This window comes from Pseudomonas sp. S5D5 (assembly GCF_003013355.1).
GTDB classification, from domain to species: Bacteria; Pseudomonadota; Gammaproteobacteria; order Pseudomonadales; family Pseudomonadaceae; genus Aquipseudomonas; species Aquipseudomonas aylmerensis.
In genome coordinates, this window is sequence record NZ_PTEO01000001.1 from 2535853 (window position 1) to 2555519 (window position 19667).

13 protein-coding genes are annotated in these 19667 nt (G+C 61.6%); 7 read left to right on the plus strand and 6 right to left on the minus strand.

All coding sequences use genetic code 11. The annotated features are described in order from the left end of the window. Position 1: 1 nt before the first annotated feature. Together C9990_RS11880 and C9990_RS11885 are read left to right on the plus strand one after the other, a co-directional pair. Entirely contained in the window at positions 2–769 is a 768-nt protein-coding gene (locus C9990_RS11880; protein ID WP_106803401.1) for an ABC transporter ATP-binding protein, read from the plus strand. Positions 770–781: 12 nt separating this feature from the next. Next, positions 782–2176, plus strand: coding sequence for an FAD/NAD(P)-binding protein (locus C9990_RS11885; protein ID WP_106803402.1), 1395 nt, complete (start codon positions 782–784; stop codon positions 2174–2176). A gap of 949 nt (positions 2177–3125) precedes the next feature. Here C9990_RS11885 and C9990_RS11890 read toward each other — a convergent pair. The 4 genes from C9990_RS11890 to C9990_RS11905 are packed head-to-tail and all read right to left on the minus strand — an operon-like array spanning position 3126 to position 7749. Further along, positions 3126–4367: an efflux RND transporter periplasmic adaptor subunit gene (locus C9990_RS11890; protein ID WP_106803403.1), complete on the minus strand. Its 1242-nt coding sequence runs from the start codon at positions 4365–4367 to the stop codon at positions 3126–3128. Next, positions 4357–5835: a TolC family protein gene (locus C9990_RS11895; protein WP_106803404.1), complete on the minus strand. Its 1479-nt coding sequence runs from the start codon at positions 5833–5835 to the stop codon at positions 4357–4359. The genes C9990_RS11890 and C9990_RS11895 overlap by 11 nt, the downstream gene beginning before the upstream one ends. Next, a complete protein-coding gene (locus C9990_RS11900; protein ID WP_106803405.1) occupies positions 5828–7045 on the minus strand; it encodes an ABC transporter permease in 1218 nt (405 codons plus the stop codon). Before C9990_RS11900 ends, C9990_RS11895 begins: the two co-directional genes overlap by 8 nt. Beyond that, complete coding sequence (locus tag C9990_RS11905) at positions 7042–7749, minus strand: ABC transporter ATP-binding protein (protein WP_065900960.1); 708 nt, start codon at positions 7747–7749, stop codon at positions 7042–7044. The genes C9990_RS11900 and C9990_RS11905 overlap by 4 nt, the downstream gene beginning before the upstream one ends. Positions 7750–8106: 357 nt before the next feature. On the opposite strand from C9990_RS11905, the gene C9990_RS11910 reads away from it, so the two are divergent. Both C9990_RS11910 and C9990_RS11915 read left to right on the plus strand, forming a co-directional pair. After that, positions 8107–8865: a TetR/AcrR family transcriptional regulator gene (locus C9990_RS11910; RefSeq protein ID WP_065900958.1), complete on the plus strand. Its 759-nt coding sequence runs from the start codon at positions 8107–8109 to the stop codon at positions 8863–8865. 402 nt (positions 8866–9267) lie between these two features. After that, positions 9268–13818, plus strand: a complete 4551-nt coding sequence (locus tag C9990_RS11915; protein ID WP_106803406.1) for an Ig-like domain-containing protein — start codon at positions 9268–9270, stop codon at positions 13816–13818. 870 nt (positions 13819–14688) lie between these two features. Here C9990_RS11915 and C9990_RS11920 read toward each other — a convergent pair. Both C9990_RS11920 and C9990_RS11925 read right to left on the minus strand, forming a co-directional pair. Continuing rightward, positions 14689–15750, minus strand: a complete 1062-nt coding sequence (locus C9990_RS11920; RefSeq protein ID WP_106803407.1) for an FUSC family protein — start codon at positions 15748–15750, stop codon at positions 14689–14691. A gap of 139 nt (positions 15751–15889) precedes the next feature. Continuing rightward, positions 15890–17506, minus strand: coding sequence for an NADP-dependent glyceraldehyde-3-phosphate dehydrogenase (locus C9990_RS11925; RefSeq protein WP_106803408.1), 1617 nt, complete (start codon positions 17504–17506; stop codon positions 15890–15892). 266 nt (positions 17507–17772) lie between these two features. Between C9990_RS11925 and C9990_RS11935 the strand changes: the two genes are divergently transcribed. The 3 genes from C9990_RS11935 (at position 17773) to C9990_RS11945 (ending at position 19658) form a co-directional block, all read left to right on the plus strand. Further along, positions 17773–18648, plus strand: a complete 876-nt coding sequence (locus tag C9990_RS11935; RefSeq protein WP_065900950.1) for a Dyp-type peroxidase — start codon at positions 17773–17775, stop codon at positions 18646–18648. Positions 18649–18975: 327 nt separating this feature from the next. Then, entirely contained in the window at positions 18976–19248 is a 273-nt protein-coding gene (locus tag C9990_RS11940; RefSeq protein WP_106803409.1) for a DUF2282 domain-containing protein, read from the plus strand. Next, complete coding sequence (locus C9990_RS11945; RefSeq protein WP_065900948.1) at positions 19245–19658, plus strand: DoxX family protein; 414 nt, start codon at positions 19245–19247, stop codon at positions 19656–19658. Before C9990_RS11940 ends, C9990_RS11945 begins: the two co-directional genes overlap by 4 nt. Positions 19659–19667: the final 9 nt, after the last annotated feature.

Below are 19667 nucleotides of genomic sequence, written 5' to 3' on the forward strand. Positions count from 1 at the left end.
CATGAGCCAGCCCGCCGCCGACGCCGCGCGCCCGTCACTGCTGACGGTCAACGACATTGAAGTGATCTACGACGGTGCGATCCTCGCGGTGGCCGGGGTGTCGCTGGAGGTGCCCAAGGGCGGTATCGTCGCCTTGCTCGGCGCGAACGGCGCCGGCAAGAGCACCACGCTCAAGGCGATCTCCGGGCTGGTGCGCGCCGAACGGGCCGAAGTCAGCCGGGGCACGATCGAGTACGCCGGCGCCAACCTGGCCGGTGTCGAGCCCGGCCAGCGCGTGCGCGATGGCATGGTGCATGTGCTGGAGGGCCGCCATGTGTTCGGCCAGCTCAGCGTCGAGGACAACCTGCGCAGCGGCGGTTTCGTGCGGCGCCCGAGCCGCAAGGACCTGGAGCGCGACCTGGAGCGCATCTACGCCTGGTTCCCCCGGCTCAAGACCAAACGCCACACCCGCGCCGGCCTCACCTCCGGCGGCGAGCAACAGATGGTCGCCATCGGCCGGGCGTTGATGACCCGTCCTACTTTGGTACTGCTCGACGAGCCGTCCATGGGTTTGGCGCCTATGATCGTGCAGGAAATCTTCGAGATCATCGCGCAGCTCAATCGCGAACAGCAGGTGAGCTTCCTGATCGCCGAGCAGAACATCAACGTCGCGCTCACCTATGCGTCCCATGGCTATGTGCTGGATACTGGGCGCGTGGCCTTGAGTGGCAGCGCCGCTGAACTGCTGGCGCGGGGCGATTTGCATGACATTTATCTGGGTAAACAGTAAGGGCCAACCTGCATGACTGAAACCATCCGCAACGCCGATGTCCTGATCATCGGCGGCGGCCTGAGCGGCACGATGCTCGCCGTGCAACTGCTGCGCCTGCCGGGCCAGCGCCGGATCCTGGTGATCGAGCCGCGCGCCGAACTCGGGCGTGGCGAGGCCTACAGCGCAGTCGAGCTGGGCCACACCCTGAACGGCAATGCGGCGCGCATGAGCGTCGACCCCGACAATGCCGACGACCTGACCCAATGGCTCACCGATTACATCGGCGCCGGCGGATGGCCGGAGTCGGCCGAGCAACCGGTGCCCGTCAGTGAACTGTTCCCGCCGCGCGGGCTTTTTGGCGTGTACGCACAGCAACGCCTGACCGAGGCCAGGGCCTTGTCTGCGTCGACTGTCGAGCATGTGCGCGGGGAAGTGGTCGACCTGCAAGTGAGCGCCGATTCAACCCTGCTGACCCTCGATAACGGCCAGCAACTGCGCGGCGCCCGCGCGGTGCTGGCTACCGGCATGTTCCCGGCGGCGCGTACGCCGCAGACCGAGTCCAGCGGCTTGAATGCCGCTGCGGTCGACCCGTGGGATGTGCAGGCGATGACCCAGATCGACCCACAGGCCCCCGTGCTGATCATCGGCTCCGGGTTGACCATGGTCGATGCCGTGGTGTCTTTGGAGCAGGCCGGGCATCGCGGGCCGATCGAGATTTTTTCCCGCCACGGACTGTTGCCCCATGCGCGCCGCCAGCCGCCGAGCTGGGAGGATTTTCTCGCTGCCGACCACCGCCTGCGCAGCCCTCTGCAATTGCTGCGCGAGGTCCGTCGTCAATGCCGTCTTGCGCTGGCGCAGGGCATCGATTGGCAGGCGCCGCTGGACACGGTGCGTGCGCATATCGGGCGGTTGTGGAGCCAGGCCAGTGAGCGCGAGAAGCGCCAGTTCGTGCGGCATGTGCGGCCATGGTGGGAGAGCCATCACCACCGCTCACCGCCGTTGAGCGCGCAGTTGGTGGCGCGATTGCGGGAGGAAGGGCGGTTGCGCATTCGGGCGGCATCGTTCAAAGGGCTGGAGCCTGGCGGCGAGGGCGTGACGATCCGCCTGCGCGCGCGTGGCGAGCAGGCGATCCGCCAGGTGTCGGGGGCGGCGCTGATCAACTCCAGCGGCATCGAATACGACTGGCGCCGCGTGGCCCGGCCGTTGCCACGGCAGTTGCTCGAACGCGGGTTGATCCAGCCCGGACCCTTGGCGCTGGGGATTGCGGCGGATGTGTCGGGGGCGGTGCTGGATGCCGAGGGCAATGTCAGCCAGCGCCTGTTCGCCATGGGCCCGCCGTTGCGCGGGATGTGGTGGGAGAGCACGGCAGTGACCGACGTGGCGATCCAGGCCAAGGCGCTGGCTGCCAAGCTCACACAGCTCTGATGTGGAAGCTGGCTTGCCTGATTCCTGTGCCTGGCGCAGTTCCCACACTGGTTTGTGGCTGGCTTGATTCCTGTACCTGGCACAGTTCCACTTTGGGAGCTGGCTTGCCTGCGATAGCGGTGGGTCAGTCAACCATGATGCAGCTGATCCACCGCCTTCGCAGGCAAGCCAGCTCCCACACTGGTTGGTGGCAGGCTTGATTCCTGTGACTGGTTCAGTTCCCACACTGGTTGGTGACTTGCTTGATTCCTGTGCCTGGCGCAGCTCCACTGTGGGAGCGGGCTTGCTCGCGAAGGCGCAGTGTCAGCCAACCATGATGCAGCTGACCCACCGCCTTCGCAGGCAAGCCAGCTCCCACACTGATTTGTGGCGGGACTGAGTCCTGTACCTGGCACAGTTCCACTGTGGGAGCTGGCTTGCCTGCGATAGCGGTGGGTCAGTCAACCATGATGCAGCTGATCCACCGCCTTCGCAGGCAAGCCAGCTCCCACACTTATTTGTGGCGGGCCTGAGTCCTGTGTCTGGCTCAGCTCCCACACTGGTTTGTGGCTTGCCTGATTCCTGTGTCTGTCTCAGTTCCCACAGTTTTTGGCGGGGCTTGCCTGATTCCTGTGTCTGGCACAGTTCCACTGTGGGAGCGGGCTTGCTCGCGAAGGCGCAGTGTCAGTCAACCATGATGCAGCTGATCCACCGCCTTCGCAGGCAAGCCAGCTCCCACACTGGTTGGTGGCGGGACTGAATTCTGTGCCTGGTTCAGCTCCCACACTTATTTGTGGCAGGCCTGAATCCTGTGCCTGGCTCAGTTCCCACAGTTTTTGGCGGGGCAGGCCTGATTCCTGCGCCTGGCGCAGTTCCACTGTGGGAGCTGGCTTGCCTGCGATAGCGGTGGGTCAGCCACCCCTGTATCAGCAGATAACCGCAAGCCAGCCCCCCACATTTGAATGTTCATTTATCCCGGGATCTTCACATACCCAGGTTTCAGGCCAAACACCTCAACCCCCTGCGGGGTCGATTGCCCGGTGGTGACCTTGACGCGCTCCACCGGTTTATCCATTGCCGCTCGATACTCCACGGTCATGTCCGCCTGGAGCGCCTGGCTTGGAATCACCATCGCCTGTTCATTGTTGTACGTGACGATGGTCAAGCGCGCACTCATCCCCAGCCGCACTCGCTGCAACTGCTGCGGGGTCAGCTTGGGGATCGACAGGGTCACCGGAAACTGCGCGCTGCCCTGGCCGTCGCTGGAAATCGCCAGGCCGCTGACCACGCTCACCGAGCCGCTCAGCCGCTCCCCATCAAAACCGTCGCCCATCACTTCCACCGCCTGGCCCTGATGGAGTTGGTTGATGTCCAGCTCCGAGACTTTGGCGACGATTTTCAGCCGTTCGATATTGGCCAGGCCAAACAGCACCTGCCCCTGGTTGACCCTGCTGCCGGCCTGCACCGGTGCGTTGTTGTTGCCGCCGCCCTGAGTGGCGTTGTTGCCGGGCGGCGGCACTACGATCCCGGAAAACGGTGCCTTGAGCTCCTTGCCTTCGAGCAGTGTGTGCAGGGCATCGTATTTCACCGTCGCGTTGGTCAGCTCCATGTCCGCGATCTGCCGATATTCGCCTTTGCCCTGGTCCAGTGCCTGTTGCAGCTCACTGCGCGCTGAAGCGAGGTCAAGCTGTTGCTGCTGGGTCTGCTGCCTGAGGTCGTCCAGTTCGTTGCGCGGAATGATGCCGCGCTGGAACAGGTTTTCGCTTTCGGTCAGCTTGCGCTGGGTGTTGCCGGCGCTCATTTCGGCCGTGCGCAGGCTGCGCCGGGCGCGGCTGACGGTGGGGCCGCTGTCCCAGTCCTGCATCTCTTGCACGGTGCGCCGTGCCTTGAGCTGCGCGGAGAGGGCTTCGCGCAATTGCACTTCGAGGATGGCCGGGTCCATGCGCAGCAGCACCTGCCCGGCTTCGACCTGCTGGCCTTGCTCCACCAGGTTGGCCTGCACAGTGCCATCGAAGGGCGCGGTAAGGGTCAGGGTGGTGTCGGGTTCGATCTTGCCCACCAGGCCGATCTGGTGCACCAGCGGGTCGGGCTTCACCGCCAACCATTGCTCGCCGGCGGTGGCCGGGCCTTCAGTCGGGTTGCGCAGGGCCAGCCCCGCGCCGGCCAGCAGCACGATCAATACAACCAACAGGCCTTTGTGTTTAGTAGTCATTGAGGGCGATTTCCCAACTTTCCAGCGTCATGCCCAGGGTCAAGTCAAGCTGGGTCTGGGCGTTCAAATAAGCGATCAGCGCATTGAGTTGCGCGTTCTCGGCGTTGCGCAGGTCAGTCTCGAAGCTCAGCACCTGGAAGTTGGTGGAGCGTCCGGCGCTGAGTTTTTCGCGCTCGATCTCGATCTTGCGCCGCGACAATTCCACCGCGCGCTGGGATATCTGGTATTGCCGCCAGCGGGTGCCGAGGTCACGCACCACGTCGTTGACGCTGCGTTCCAGTTCCTGGCGCGCATCGGTGATGCGGATCTCCTGATCCTCCACATTCACCCGCGCACGCACTTCGGCCTGGCGCGTGCTGATATCGCCGATGGGGATCTGCACCTGCACTCCAGCGTAGCTGTCCCAAGTGCGGTTGTTGGAGCGGCCGGCATCGTTGTCGTAGGCGTCGCGGACCTGATTGGCGCCGGCCACCAGGTCCACCTGCCAGCGCCCGGAGTCCTTGGCAATCACCAGGTTGAGGTCGGCCTGCTGGCTGCCGAGCAGGGCGGCGAGGTATTCCGGTTGCTGGCTCTGCGCGAGGTTGAAGGCCTGGCGCTTGTCGATCTGCAGGGGGCTGGCCTCCAGGGCTTCGGTGGCGCGAATCGGCGTGGACAGGTCCAGCGCCAGCAAGCGCAGCAGGGCCAGGCGGCTGGTGTCGAGCTGGTTCTGGGCTTCCTCGACACCGAGTTGCTGGGTGGCGATATCGGCTTCGGTCTGCACGATTTCGAACTCGGCCATGCGTCCGGCGCTGATCAACGCCTTGTTCACCTCCAGCAACGTGCCGGAGCGCTTGAGGGCGTCCTGCACGATGCTCAGTTGCTCCTGGGCACGCAGCAATTCGCGGTAGGTGGCGATGATCTGGCTGATGGTCTGGGCCACGGTGGCCTTGAGGTTCAGGCGGTTGGCCTGTTCCGACAGGCGAGACAGGCGCAGCGGCGCGGTGGTGGCGTCCCAGCCGGCGCCGCGCATCAATGGCTGGATGATCGCCAGGTCGAGACCGTCGCTGCGGTAGCGGCCGGCGCGGTCGGCGTTGTTCAGTTGCTGGGTCCAGGCCATGCTCAGGCGGGTGCCGTACTCGCCGAGCAGGCTGGTGGCCGGGGCGACGCTGGCATTGCGCGCGTTGTCGGCCGAGCCACGGTTGCTGCGGTAATAACTGTTGAGGGTGAGCTTGGGGTTGAACACATCCTCGGCCACGCGCAGATCGAACTTCTGCGCCACCCGTTGCAGATACGCACTGCGGATCGCGGGGTTGTTGCGCAGGCCCAGGTACACGGCGTCACCGAGGGTCATGTCGGTTGCCTGGGCCTTCAACGACACGCCCCGGTCGTAGCCGCTGCGAGTGGTGCTGGGTGCGGACGGCTTGATGACAATGTCGGCGGCCATGCCGTGCAGGCTGATCAAGGCGAGCAACCACAGCCATTTACTCATCGCGCAAGGCCTCCACCGGCTGCAGCCGCGAGGCCGAGACCGCCGGATAGATACCGAAGAACAAGCCCACCAGCAACGTGCTGCCCACCCCCAAGGGCAGCGCGGCGGTGGCCAGCGCAAATGTCCAGCCCGACATCCACGCGTACAGCCAGGCGCAGGTCATACCCAACACCGCGCCGCACAAGGCCCCCACTGCCGTGAGTGTCACGGCCTCGAGCAGGAACAGGTTGCGGATATCGCGCCGGCGCGCACCCAGGGCCATGCGAATGCCGATTTCGCGGCGGCGTTCCGAGACGTTCATCAGCATCACGTTCATCACCCCCACGCCGCCGCCCACCAGGGAGATCGCCCCCAGTGCCAGCAGCAGGTAGGCGAACGTACGGCTTTGGCGGGTCATGCCATCGATCATTTGCTGGGGCACCGTGATTGCGACTTCATGATTGGGCGTTTGCGTTTGCAAGGCCGCGGCCGCCTGCTTAGCAATAAGGTCCATGTTCTGTTCGGGCGCGGCGCGGATGATCACATTGCCAATTTGCGGGGTGGCGTAGATGCGGCGCATGCCCTCGGCGGGGAGAAACAGTGATTCGTTGGCCTGTACCGGCATCAGCATTGCGCGGGGCTGGGATTGCAGGATGCCGACCAGCAGAAACAGGTAGTCATTGATGCGCACGCGATCACCCAATTTCAGTGGATCGCCCGGAGTACTCAACGCCTGGAACAGCTGATCACCGATCACGGCGTAGGTCTCATTGGCGTCGAAGCTCGTCAGGAACCGTCCCTCGCGCACCACCAGTCGCATCGCGTCCTTGATATCGTCGGTGCTACCGACGAAGTTGGCGTTGACGGTACGGCCATGGAACAGCAGGGGGCCGCTGAACAGCGTCAATGCGCCGATATGTTCGATCCCTGGTGCCGCCTGGCGCACTGCCTCCAGATCCAGGCGGGCGCGCATCGGCGCAGTATTGCTGCCCTTGGTGGCAAACTGGGCGACCAGCGTGTCGGTGCCCATGTCCTTGAAAATCATCGCGGCATCCACCGCCGCGTTGTGGCCGATATTGATCAATGCGACCACCGAGGAGCTGCCGATCACGATGCCGAGCAGGGCCAGGATCGAGCGTTTACCCAGGGTGCGCAGGCTCACCAAGGCTTCATGCAGCAGTTGGCCGAGACTCTGTTCGACCCGCAGGCTGCTCTGTGCCTGCCCCCTCATAGGCGCCCGGCCTCTTGCACCACGCCATTGCGTACCAGGATCTTGCGTTCCAGGCGCTCGGCGATGTGAGGGTCGTGGGTGACGATGATCAGCGTCACCTGCTGCTCGCGGTTCAACTCCAGGAGCAGGTCCATGATGTCCTGGGCGGTGGTGCTGTCGAGGTTGCCGGTGGGCTCGTCGGCGAGGATCACCGAAGGGTTGCCCACCAGGGCGCGGGCAATCGCCACGCGTTGGCGCTGGCCGCCGGAGAGGTCGGCAGGGCGGTGATGGGCGCGTTCGGCCAGGCCGACCTGTTCAAGCATGCGCAGGGCCTGCTCCACCGATTCGTGACGCGACACACCGCGGTAGCTCAGGGGCAGGGCGACATTGTCGAGGGCACTCAGGCGGGGCAGCAGGTTGAAGCTCTGGAACACAAAACCGATCTGCTGGTTGCGGATCGCCGCCAACTGATCGGGGCTGGCGCTGAAAATATCGTGGCCGGCAAAGTGGTATTTGCCGCAATTGGGCAGGTCGAGCAGGCCAAGGATATTCAGCAGGGTACTTTTGCCGGACCCGGAAGCGCCGAGAATGCCGCAACTGTCGCCGCTGGCGATCGTCAGGCACACATCATTGAGAATGGACAGGTGTTGACCGGCCAGCTGATAGCTTTTGCCGATGCCTTGCAGGGAAATCAAGCCTGGGTGCGCGGGGGTATCTGTCATCATGACTACGCCTTCAGTCTCGACGCGGCCGCACTGCCCCCGGTAAATCCTTGTAACAAGTTCGGGAGCTGCCTGGAACGCGTCACGGACTGGTTTTATTTCTTGTTTTTAAAATATTGTTTGAATACTAACCGTGTTCTACGCGCTTCGCCAGCCATGGATATAGAGCGGTTTTACCCTTTGAAATGATTTCCCCGACAGGCCAGCAGGCTCGGCAAAAACCCTTCAACTACCCTCAACGAGCCCGCCGGCAAAGGCTTTCAATCATATGGCGCAGTGTCACTACTTGCTTTCGATCAGCGGCCCCGGTATAAAAAATCAAATTATTTTTTAAAACAATATTTCCCACGTGGAACTTGTATGGTCGCGAAGAAACTCAGCGCTCCAAATGTAACCAAGACTCGACTGCTGGATGCGACAGAGGCTCTCTTCATCAAATACGGCTACGACGCCGTGCTGCTGCGGCAGATCACCGAGCGTGCCCAGGTGAATCTGGCCGCGGTGAATTATCACTTCGGGGACAAGGATTCCCTGATGAAAACCCTGCTGATGCAGCGCCTCGAGCCGCTCAACGAGCAGCGCCTGGAACTGCTGGCGCGCTGCGAAGCCGAATCCGACGGGCCGCTGGACTGCGACACGTTGCTCGGGGTGCTGTTTGCGCCGGCCATGGGCCTGGAGCGCAGTGACCCGGCGAGTGCCAGCGGGGAAGGGCGCTCGTTCATCCGGTTCCTGGGGCGGGTCTACAGCGACACGTCGCCGTTTATCCAGGAATACCTCAAGGTCCATTACCAGCCGGTATTCCAGCGCTTTTTCGAAGCCTTTGCCCTGGCGCTGCCGGACCTGCCGCGCAATGAGCTGGGCGTGCGCCTGCAATTTGCGCTCAAGGCCATTTCCGGGGTCATGGCCGGCACCGAATTGCGCCTGCTGATGAACTCCATGAGCCTGGGACGCCCAGCCACTGACGCCGAAGTCATGGCCAAGCTGATCACCCTGGTGTCCGCGGCCATTCGGGTGCCCCAGCAAAGCCCGGAAGCCGAAAACGCCTTGGCCAAGGTGCTGGATACCCAGCGTGCCATTCGCGAGCAAGCGGCAGCCCCGGCCGCCAAGGCTACGCGCTGATAGTCCTGTAGATGCCGGTTTGCCGGCGAAAAACTCAAAGCGATAACGTTCAATTTCAAACTGAACGCGGCGCCTGGGTTTTTCGCCGGGGAGTCGATCCTGGCAAAAAACGCGCAAAAAAAAGCCCGCTGGGGCGGCGGGCTTGATGTGCAACGTTTGTAACGGATGAGGCTTTACCCTACGTCTTGGGATGTGAATAAAACGTGAAAAATATGTAAGAAAAAGTGTGAAGGTTTGAAGTTTTGTCCAGTGAGGCTTTTCTGATTTTTCCATGAGCGATTTGCCGTCCGTCGCTACTGTCAATTCTGACAGGTAGACGCTCACTCCCTGCGGGTGTCTGATTTTCCTTGCCTCATGCGCGCCTATTTCCGCGCGCATCCCCTCCAGCAAGGAGTCCGTTCCATGTCCAATCTACCCGTTGATCCCGCCGCCGATTCCCGCGGTGATGAAGCCCCACCGCTGCTGCTGTCACAGGACATGGTGGTCTACAACACCCCCAACCCAACGGCCAACAGCCCCCGGCGGATCGAAGACCTCGACCCGCCTTTTTCCGCCTACCCCCATATCCCACTGCACGCCACCCTTTACCCGGAAAACGCCGTGTACGGCCTGGCCATCCGCCATGTCACCCCGTATGCCTACTTCGTGTTTGAAAAGTGGACCGGGTGGAGCCTTTCCGACTTTTACGGCCTTTACCTGGATGATCTGCTTAACGCAGTAGCGGCCGATATTGCCCTTGAGGACGAGCCGAGATACGGTCTGTTCGTGCCCAGAGAGCATGTTCCTGAAGGCGAGATACCGATGTACGGCCGGGTATTGCGCGCCGGCACCTTTCAGGAGAGCACCTCGCCGTTGCAGACCATCCTGATCAAGACCACTCGCCCCGGCGGCACTGATACTGACCCGGGCAGTGAGTGGCATACCGGCCTGGTGATGACCGTCGAGGGCTTGCCGGAAGGGTCGACGATTGATCGGTTAATTGCCGAGGGCGGCGTCTGGTGCCTGATTGAACCGTATGAACATATCCGCCAGAACGACCGTATCGAACTGTCCTGGGACGGCATCTTCGTCATACACATTGTCAGCCCTGCAGAGGCGGCCGGCAGCGGACCGATCCGGATTTTCGTCAGCAAAGACATCATCCTCCAGGGCGGCCAACTGGGGCCCCTGACCTTGCGCTTTCGGGTGCAGGACGTGGTGGAGAACATGTCCGGGGAAAAATACGCGTATTCCAAGCGTTACATCCTGATGAGCGAACTGGACCCCAGCCTGCTGGAAGCGCCGATCTTTATGATCGATAGTGTTGAATCAACCCAGGTTGATGTCGATACCCAGAGCGACGCGGTCTTTACCCTCTCGTGCTTCACTGGCCGCCAGATTCCCGCACCCAATCCGCCACACAAGGTCATCGCCACCCTGTATGCCACGTTGGCGGATGGTTCGACCCCGCCATTTACCCTGCCTGCGGTGAACGCGACCAATACATACCTGACCACTGTCCCGGTCAGTAACGATGTCATCAAGCAGATCGTCGGCGGCTCCTTCCGGGTTTCATTCGTGATAGAAGATGCCCACGGCGTCTTCATCGGGAAATCCGGCAGCATCACCGTCACCGTGATCGGCACACCAGTGTCAATGCCGGGAGTGACGATCAACCCAATCGAACTGGGCTTGATTGACCCTGAGGATGACATCACCGTCACCATACCTTTCTACGAACCGCACAACCCCGACTGGCTGGAAACCCTGTACATCGAGCACCGCATACCCGGCGGCGGTGGTACACCCTATATCGACTCCCAACTGGCGGGCACCCAGGGTGGCAGCCGTTATGTCAGCAAGGAGGACCTGCAACAGTTCAACGGCCTGGGCCTGATTTATTTCTACTACGTGGTGACCGACGGTGTCACCACGCGCAAATCGGCAGAGGTGGGTGCCCAAGTGGGCGAACGTGTTGTCGACATGCCGCAGCCGCAGCTTCAGGGCACCGAAGGCAACAATATCAACCCCGACCGCATTCCCGGCCCGACCGTGCTGCTGACCTTGCCCTACCTCGATGCCCGAGACGGCGACGTGTACCACTGGATTTGCGTCGGTTCAGCCTTGGGCGGCTCGGCGAATGGCACCATTCATGTCAATGCGGCGACCCAGGGCCAGCCACTGACATTCCCGGTCAGCCGCACCATCCTCGACTTCAACCTCAACGGCAGCCTGCGCATCAGCTACAGCCTGGAACGCGTCGGACCACCCCGGCAGGTATTGCGCTCGGAAGTGCTGAACCTCACCGTTGGCGTGGGTGTGGAGTTGGACCGCCCGGAAGTCGCCGAAGCCCAGCGCTTCCCGGATCGTCTCGACCCGTTGGCAGCTTTGTCGGGCGCCCACGTAATCGTGAAATTCCGGCCGATGCATGCGACCGATCGGATTTTTATCGACTGGCTCAGCCCCGATGGCAACGGCAGCTACGCCACAGAAGTGCAGGGCAACCCCGCCACCAACGAGGTGAGCGTTCCGATTCCAAGCGAGTTTATCGCCAAAGGTATTCGCCACAGCGGCAATCGCATCAGCGTGCAGTACCATTTTTTCCGCGGTGCCATTCCCTACGAGTCAGATGTATTGAACCTGGAACTGCTGCCACTGACCGGATTGCCTACGCCGACCATTGACGGAGTGGGCGACAGCATGGTGTTGCAACTGTCGCAAATCAACGATGCCGCCCGCACGCGTGTTTCCGTGTGGAACTTCATCGCGGCCAACCAGCGTATGTGGATGACCTACGAGGGCACTTATGCTGATGACACGCCGTTTATCGAGAACACCTACACGGCCAATCTGGTCACCACCATTGGCGAGACGAATGGTATTTCCCCGCCTGCGCCGGTAGACAAACTGCGCCGGCTCAAGGATGGCTCGCGGCTGACCATCCGCTTCTGGGTGACCTTGTCCGAAAGCTTGAGCAAGGATCAGGCGGTGTTGTTTGGAGTACGCGAGCATATTGTGCAGGCGATTCCTTCGACATTGCCGGCGCCGGCCTTCGCCAACCGTATCGGCGCTAACCTGAGCATTTACCCGCTGGACTACGAAAATACCGCCTCGGTGACGGTCGCCTATGGGGGGATGAATGGCTCGCACCGAATTCAACCCCACTGGATCTACCCTGATGGCACCATGGCCAGCATCGCCGCCAAGGACGGCCTGGACGGCGGTCGTGTTGACTTTGCCATCAGCCAGAAGATCCTCGCCGACAGCGTGGGCAAGACCATCGAATTGCGTTATATCGCCACCATCAATGGCGAACCGGTGGACTCCTTTATTCAGACGTTAACCGTGCAGCGAATCAACGCATCAGACCTTCCACCAGTGTTGATCAACAATGTTGCCAGTGGCGGCATACTTGATCTCAGCACCATTACCGGCAACCCGACGGCTGCTGTCGCCAAGTGGCGCTTGAGTGTGGCCGGCCAGCGCGTCTGGTTGAGGTGCAGCAGTGCTGGTTCAGCTGATTTGCCCGTGCTCGATGGCGTCGCGATTACGGCGCCGGAAGCGCAGAACGGGCTGGCGAACAAGGCAGTCCTGCGCAGTTGGCTCGCGGCATTGCCGAACAATCAACAGATCACCGTCACCTGCAGAGTGACCTTTGACGGCAGCGCTGTCGAGGCCAACGCCCAACTGTTCCAGCAGTCCATCTACACGGTGCGCTTAGCACTTAGGGACTTGCCCCTGCCCGTGCTGATTCAAGCGGCCGGCAGTGGTGCCTCGGTGACCCTGGCTCCGTTGAGCGCCTTGAATGGCGGTACGGTGCGGGTGTCCTACCCCGACATGCAGGGAACCGACCGTATCAAAGTCTTCATGGTGGGTAACGGTGCTGCGGGCTCTCCCGACATTGCAGCCAAGGACGGCAGCACAAGTGGCTCCGTTGACTTCACGATTCCCTCCGGCGCCATCGCGGCCAATATCGGCAGCAGTAACCGGACGTTCACCCTCAGGTACGAGGTAACGCGTAGCGGCGCGACCACACCATCCGATACCGTCACCGTGACGGTCACACCGATTTCTGCGGCGAACTTGCCACGCGCAATCATTAATAACATCGCTACGGGGGGAAGATTGGATCTGAACACATTTACTGGCAACGCGCTGGCTGCAGTGGCGAAATGGCATTTCAGTGCTACGGGGCAGCGGGTGTGGATTACTTGCAGCAGTGCCGGGACGGCCGATTTGCCTGTGCTCAATGGCGTTGCCATCAACGCAACAGAGGCTGCAAATGGATTGGTCGACAAGGTGGTGTTACGCAGTTGGCTGGCCGGTTTGTCGAATAACAGTGAGGTCACTGTCAAGTGCGAGGTGGCGTTTGATGGTAGTGCGGATAAGGCGAAGGCACTGTCATTTCCTGATACCCGTTACAGCCTCATTGCCATTCGCCCCCCGGCACTGGTGCTTGATACAACACCCAGAATCATTCCCAACCTGCGTTTTCTGTTGGTTAATTTCGGGCCCACAGACATTGCTTACTTTGGCTCCGTGCGCCTACCCAGCGGAGGCGTTAAACCTTATACATACTCATCCAGTGACTCAAGCATTGCTTCAGTAGATGCCACAAATGGCAGAGTAACGATCAAGGGATTGGGGACTGCCACTATCACTGTGATAGATAGCGCTCAACAGACCGCTAGTTATAACATCCAGATCATGGGTACTTATAGAAGTTGCTATACTCTTGGGACAGGTACATATAGCGCAATGCGAGCCGCAGCCCTACCATACGGCAGAATTCCAGGGCTCCATGAACTGTATGATCTAACGGCTATATTTGGAAGCAACTGGCCTATCCGCGATATAACTTGGAGCTCAGAAATCTACTTGCCGCCGAATATACATTTTCTCCTCGGAATACAAACTGGCACCGAAGTAAGAGCGGTTGCAACAGCGGTCTACGATGGTATCGCTATCACGTAAACTAAAAGACTCACGGAGAAGTAAAAAAGAGACAGTGCGGCAAGAGCGGGAGACCCAGAACCTTGTCTCTACACAAGCCAAGGGATATCCCGCTTTCATATTGCGGACAAACGCGACGGCTTATTTAATCGACAATTTCATCCGCTTTTAGTACCTCACTACAAACGCTCAAAGACCAGCAATCCATATCTCCTTAACTTGCAGACCGCTTCCTAGACAATCCCACGGCCTAACGCCTGCTCACTCCAATGTCTAGCCTTCGCTTCGTCGCTGCATATCAGCGATCGGATGTGGAAGTCTGGAAATTTAGTAGGTGTCAAGCGTGAACATCCATCAAACAGATGTCGCCGCCGTTAACGCTGCAACCGGGTACGTGATCGGAAACGCAAACGGGTCATCAACGATTACTGCTCGCGATCGAAACAATTCGACTGCCTCCTATGTTGTTCAGGTAAGCAATGTCTATCGCCTGCTTCAAAATGGTTTGGCACTTTCTTTCGGTGCCGCCTTGGCGTGGAGGAATACTAATCTAGCTCTCGCCGTGGATCTCACCGCTGAGAATGATATGAAGCGTAGATATCAAGCACCTTGGCCAGCCGTTAGAAATTATTGGTATTGCGATGACCGAGGAGTAGGCTGCGCCGCTAATCATTCAATTTACTACGACAGCACTGCGCGTGCGGCACTCTGCCAATACATTTACGACGCTAACGCTAATTTTGGCGCTTGGTGTCTACAGAGGATCTGACCTCTACCTCTTAACTCTGTAAAAGCCGGGACAGTTCGATTTCCAATGAACTGTCCCTTTTTTTTACGTCACGAAAAAATCATATGGCCGACTCATACCTGAGTCGGCCTTTTTTAATCGCCTTAAATCCCCCACCGCTTCGCGCTTTTGGCCAGCCGCCCCCGCATCGCATCCACGTTCGCCGCCAACTGCACCGTCAACAACCGATACCCATCCAGCGCACTGTACACCGGCGCATCCAGCGCAGGTTCGTTGCCGGTGATGTGGCTCGGCCGTTCCAGCCGTTCCGTCACCCCCGACTTCAACGCCCGCGCCATTCCCACCAGTTGCACCCGGATCTGCCGGTGCTCGGCTTTCAACATCACCTGCATGCGCGCCATCGCCTGTTCATCGCGTGGGTCGGGCCGGGTGTTGCCGAGGATCTCCAGGGTGCTGATGCACATGCGCAGGTGGCGCTGGATCGCGTCCAGCTCGGTCATGGAGATGCGCACTTCCTTGGACACCGACGGCATCAGCGAGCGCAGTTGCAGCATCGCCGCGTTGAGGCGGTTGAGCAGTTTCAGGTGTTCATCGTCAGTCACCGACTGGCCATTGATGATGCGGCTATAGATCGCGGCGCAGTCGCGCAGGGCGCTGGCCAGGTTGTAGCGCCATGAGTACACGGCATACAGCGGCAGGGCGAACGAGAAGGCCAGGGCCAGCACGATACCGATCAGGATATCGACCGTGCGCCACAAACCGTCCGAGATCGGGTTGTCGCCATGCCCCGCGACGATAAACACAGTGATCGCCGACAGCAGCGCGATGTACCCGCCCTTGCCGATGGCGTGGTAGGAAAAGAACCCGCACACCACTGACATCAACAGGTAGGTGAGCAACGGCAGGCCGAAGTAGGCCTGTTGCACCACCAGCAGCAAGCCGACACTGGCGCCGATCAGGGTGCCGTAGGCGCGCTCCACGGCTTTCTTGCCGATATTGCCGTGGTGCTGCAGGCCGCCGATCACGATCAACATGGTCACCGAGGCCCACTCACCATGGGGCAGGTTGATGCCGGTGGTGAGCAGGATCGTTGCCAGCAGGCCGATGGACACGCGCACGGCGTGGATCAGCTTGGCATGCCGATAGCGGCGGTAGGGGTAGAGCAGGGGGCGCAGCAGGCGCCGGGCAAACAGGGGCAGGTTCATCGGTATTGAAGGGGCCTCAAAAAGTCAGGGTTAACTCGAGCCACTGTGGGCGCTGGCTTGCCTGCGATAGCATCCGCCCGGTGGGTCTGCAGCACCGAGGTGTTTGCATCGCAGGCCAAGCGCCTACAGAAGCCTGCTGTCAGAAAATGTAGTCGGTGGTCAGGAAGCTTGAGTCACGGTTGCGCAGGATATCGCTGACCAGCGCCTTGTTGCTTTCCTGGAATTTGGTGGCCACCAGGGTGCGGATCGAGAACACGCGCAGCGCGTCATGTACCGACAGCGTGCCCTCGGCCGAGTTCTTGCGCCCGTTGAACGGGAAGGTGTCCGGCCCGCGCTGGCATTGGGCGTTGATATTGATCCGGCCGACCTGGTTGGCGAACGCGTCGACCAGGCGCCCGACTTCCACGGCATTGGTGCCGAAGAGGCTCAGTTGCTGGCCGAAGTCCGAGTCGAGGACGTACTCGATCACGCTGTCCAGGTCGCGGTAAGGCACGATCGGCACCACCGGGCCGAACTGTTCCTCGTGGTACACGCGCATCTGCGGGTTCACCGGGTACAGCACGGCCGGGTAGAAGAATGTGCCGCGTGAGGTGCCGCCATTGGCATTCACCACCTGGGCCCCGTGCTGGGTCGCATCCGCCACCAGCGCGTTGAGGTAGTCGACCTTGCCGGCTTCCGGCAACGGGGTCAGGGCGACGCCGTCTTCCCACGGCATGCCCGGTTTCAGGGTGGCCAGCTTGGCGTTGAATTTCTCGATAAAACGCTCGACCACGTCCTCGTGCACAAACAGGATCTTCAGCGCGGTGCAGCGTTGGCCGTTGAACGACAGCGAGCCGGTGACCGCTTCGCTGACCGCATTGTCGAGGTCCACATCGGGCAGCACGATGCCGGGGTTTTTCGCATCCAGGCCCAGCGCGGCACGCAAGCGGTGCGGCTTGGGGTGCAGCTTCTTCAAGTCGCTGGCGGCCTTGTTGGTGCCGATGAACGCAAAGATATCGATCTTGCCGCTGGCCATCAGCGCACTCACGGTTTCACGGCCGCTGCCGTAGATCACGTTGATTACCCCGGCCGGGAAGCTGTCGCGGAACGCTTCCAGCAGCGGCCGAATCAGCAGCACGCCGAGCTTGGCCGGCTTGAACACCACGGTGTTGCCCATGATCAGCGCCGGGATCAGCGTGGTGAACGTCTCGTTCAGCGGGTAGTTGTAAGGTCCCATGCACAGCGCCACGCCCAGCGGCACGCGGCGGATCTGCCCGAGCGTGTCCTGTTCCAGCTCGAAGCGGCTGCTGCGCCGGTCGAGTTCCTTGAGCGCATTGATGGTGTCGGTGATGTAGTCGCAGGTGCGGTCGAACTCTTTCTGCGAGTCCTTGAGGTTCTTGCCGATCTCCCACATCAGCAGCTTGACCACCGCATCCCGCTGTTCGCGCATGCGCCGCAAAAACGCTTCGACGTGCTGGATACGGTCGGCCACGCGCATCGTCGGCCATTCACCCTGGCCCCGGTCGTAGGCGCGCACGGCGGCGTCGAGGGCGAGGAGGGCGGTGTCGGCGTCGAGCAGCGGCGTGCTGCCGATATGCACCCGCTCGTCCCCCAGCTGTACCGGGCTGAGCACCTGGGCCAATGGGCCGTTCCATACCTGCAACTGGCCATCTACCAGGTAATCACGCTGTTCAATGGGCGCCGCCAGGCGAAACTGTTCGGGAATGTCCGCGGCGGAGGCGGGAAACAGCTGGGCGAGCAGGTTGCTGGTGGTCATGTCACTACCCCTGGAATAGTTGCAAAACATGACTAGAGAGTCACCCATCCAAGGTCTGTATGGCAAGGGCCAGACGCGTTACAGCAGCCCGCCGGCTGGCTGCGCCGGGCGAAAGCGTCCCGTGCAGTGCAGGTCACGCCCAAGGGGTGGGCGCAGTTGAAGGCGCAGTTGGGCCTCGATCCGCGCTGCCTGGAAAACCTCGAGCACAAGCCCGCGCTGGCCGCGCGCGTTGGGGTAAACTGCGCGGCTTTTCAGAAGGAGTTCACATGAGTCAGTACCAGCCGGGCATTCTTGCCGCACCGGTGCCTTTGCAGGCGCGCCACCTGTTTTTTGCCGTGGATACCCTGGCAGCCGTGCCCGCTGCGCTTGACGCGCTGGTGCAACTGGCCGATTCGGCGGCAGTGGTCGGGTTGGGTGAACCGCTGGTAAACGCGCTGGGCGCGCGCATTGACGGCTTGCGTGCATTCCCGGCGGTCAGTGGTCCGGGGGCGCACAACCCGTCGACCCAGCAGGCGTTGTGGGTGTGGTTGCACGGCGTGGATCGCGGTGAGTTGCTGTTGCGTAGCCGTGCGCTGGAGAAGGCCCTGGCGCCGGCGTTTCGCCTGGAGCAATCGACGGAGGGGTTCCGCTTCAAGACCGGTTTTGACCTCACCGACTACGAGGACGGTACCGAAAACCCACACGACGACGCCGCCGTTGACGCCGCCCTGACCGACAGCGGCGCCAGCTTTGCCGCGATCCAGCAATGGCAGCACGATCTTGACGGGTTTGCCGCGTTGCCGGCCCAGGAGCGCGACCACATCATCGGCCGGCGCCATGGCGACAACGAAGAGTTGGAGGACGCCCCCGAATCCGCCCACACCAAGCGCACTGCCCAGGAGAGCTTCACCCCGGAAGCGTTCGTGGTGCGCCGCTCGATGCCTTGGGCCGAGAACGGCCAGGCGGGGTTGATGTTCCTCGCGTTCGGCCATTCCTTCGATGCGTTTGAAGCGCAACTGCGTCGCATGAGCGGGTTGGAGGATGGCATCGTCGACGGGTTGTACCGCATCAGCACGCCGTTGACCGGCGGCTATTACTGGTGCCCGCCGGTCAAGGACGGGCACCTGGACCTGAGTGCGATGGCGGTTACCGCGCCGCTCTGAAAAGTCGCTGCCGGCGGGTTTGACCCTGCGCATTCGCCAGGCCCGTTCACACCTTGAGTGTGCCGGGCCTTGCCTCTGCAGGCCGTCCGCCCAGCAGATTCCCCCTCTGCGCAAACGCCGGCCTCAGCCCCGCACCACGGCAATGACTGCTGCCGTGTATCCCACTGTATCCCTGGACCTTGCTGATACACCGGCATGACGTTCTGGCGTGTTCGCGACACAGAGCGGATACACGCCTGGCTTTAACTCTGTCCACCAGCCGGCGCCGGCGGTCACGTACCGCCACTCGCGCCCTGGTCACACTCAGTCAAGCCAGGAGATACACCGATGAAGCGTTCCTACGCAGCCCTCGCGGCCACCCTTGCGCTGTCCCTCAGCGCCTTTGCGGCGGTGGCCCACGCCGATGAACCCAAGCCCCAGGAAAAATGCTTCGGCGTGTCCCTGGCCGGGGCCAACGACTGCGCCGCCGGCAAAGGTACCTCGTGCGCCGGCACCGCCACCGCCGACTACCAGGGCAACGCCTGGGTACTGGTGGACAAAGGCACCTGCACCCAGATCAAGACGCCCAAAGGCTACGGCAGCCTGACGGAGCAGCCGTGATCCAGCGCCTGCTGCCACCGGCACTGCTGTTGCTGGTCGCGCGGCTGGGGATCGCGGCGGTGTTCTTCCTGTCGGGACGCACCAAGGTCACAGGTTTTCTTGAACTCAAGCCTTCGACCTACACGCTGTTTCGCTCGGAATACGCCTTGCCGTTGATCCCGCCGGAGTGGGCCGCCCACCTGGCGACCTACGCCGAGCACCTGTTCCCGCTGCTGCTGGTACTGGGCCTGCTGACCCGTCCGGCTGCCGCCGCGCTGCTGGGCATGACCCTGGTGATCGAGGTCTTCGTGTACCCCGACGCCTGGCCGGTGCACCTGACCTGGGCGGGCCTGTTGCTGCCGCTGCTGGCGTATGGCGGTGGGGCCTGGTCGTTGGACCGCGTGATCCGGGCTAAACGTTGCAACCCTTAATGGAGACAT

Excerpts from the sequence above, each read along its gene's own strand:
- C9990_RS11935 (WP_065900950.1), top strand. The coding sequence starts at position 17,773 with ATGAGTCAGTACCAGCCGGGCATTCTTGCCGCACCGGTGCCTTTGCAG.
- C9990_RS11940 (WP_106803409.1), top strand. The coding sequence starts at position 18,976 with ATGAAGCGTTCCTACGCAGCCCTCGCGGCCACCCTTGCGCTGTCCCTC.
- C9990_RS11925 (WP_106803408.1), bottom strand. The coding sequence starts at position 17,506 with ATGACCACCAGCAACCTGCTCGCCCAGCTGTTTCCCGCCTCCGCCGCG.
- C9990_RS11890 (WP_106803403.1), bottom strand. The coding sequence starts at position 4,367 with ATGACTACTAAACACAAAGGCCTGTTGGTTGTATTGATCGTGCTGCTG.
- C9990_RS11885 (WP_106803402.1), top strand. The coding sequence starts at position 782 with ATGACTGAAACCATCCGCAACGCCGATGTCCTGATCATCGGCGGCGGC.
- C9990_RS11880 (WP_106803401.1), top strand. The coding sequence starts at position 2 with ATGAGCCAGCCCGCCGCCGACGCCGCGCGCCCGTCACTGCTGACGGTC.
- C9990_RS11915 (WP_106803406.1), top strand. The coding sequence starts at position 9,268 with ATGTCCAATCTACCCGTTGATCCCGCCGCCGATTCCCGCGGTGATGAA.
- C9990_RS11895 (WP_106803404.1), bottom strand. The coding sequence starts at position 5,835 with ATGAGTAAATGGCTGTGGTTGCTCGCCTTGATCAGCCTGCACGGCATG.
- C9990_RS11910 (WP_065900958.1), top strand. The coding sequence starts at position 8,107 with ATGGTCGCGAAGAAACTCAGCGCTCCAAATGTAACCAAGACTCGACTG.
- C9990_RS11900 (WP_106803405.1), bottom strand. The coding sequence starts at position 7,045 with ATGAGGGGGCAGGCACAGAGCAGCCTGCGGGTCGAACAGAGTCTCGGC.
- C9990_RS11920 (WP_106803407.1), bottom strand. The coding sequence starts at position 15,750 with ATGAACCTGCCCCTGTTTGCCCGGCGCCTGCTGCGCCCCCTGCTCTAC.
- C9990_RS11905 (WP_065900960.1), bottom strand. The coding sequence starts at position 7,749 with ATGATGACAGATACCCCCGCGCACCCAGGCTTGATTTCCCTGCAAGGC.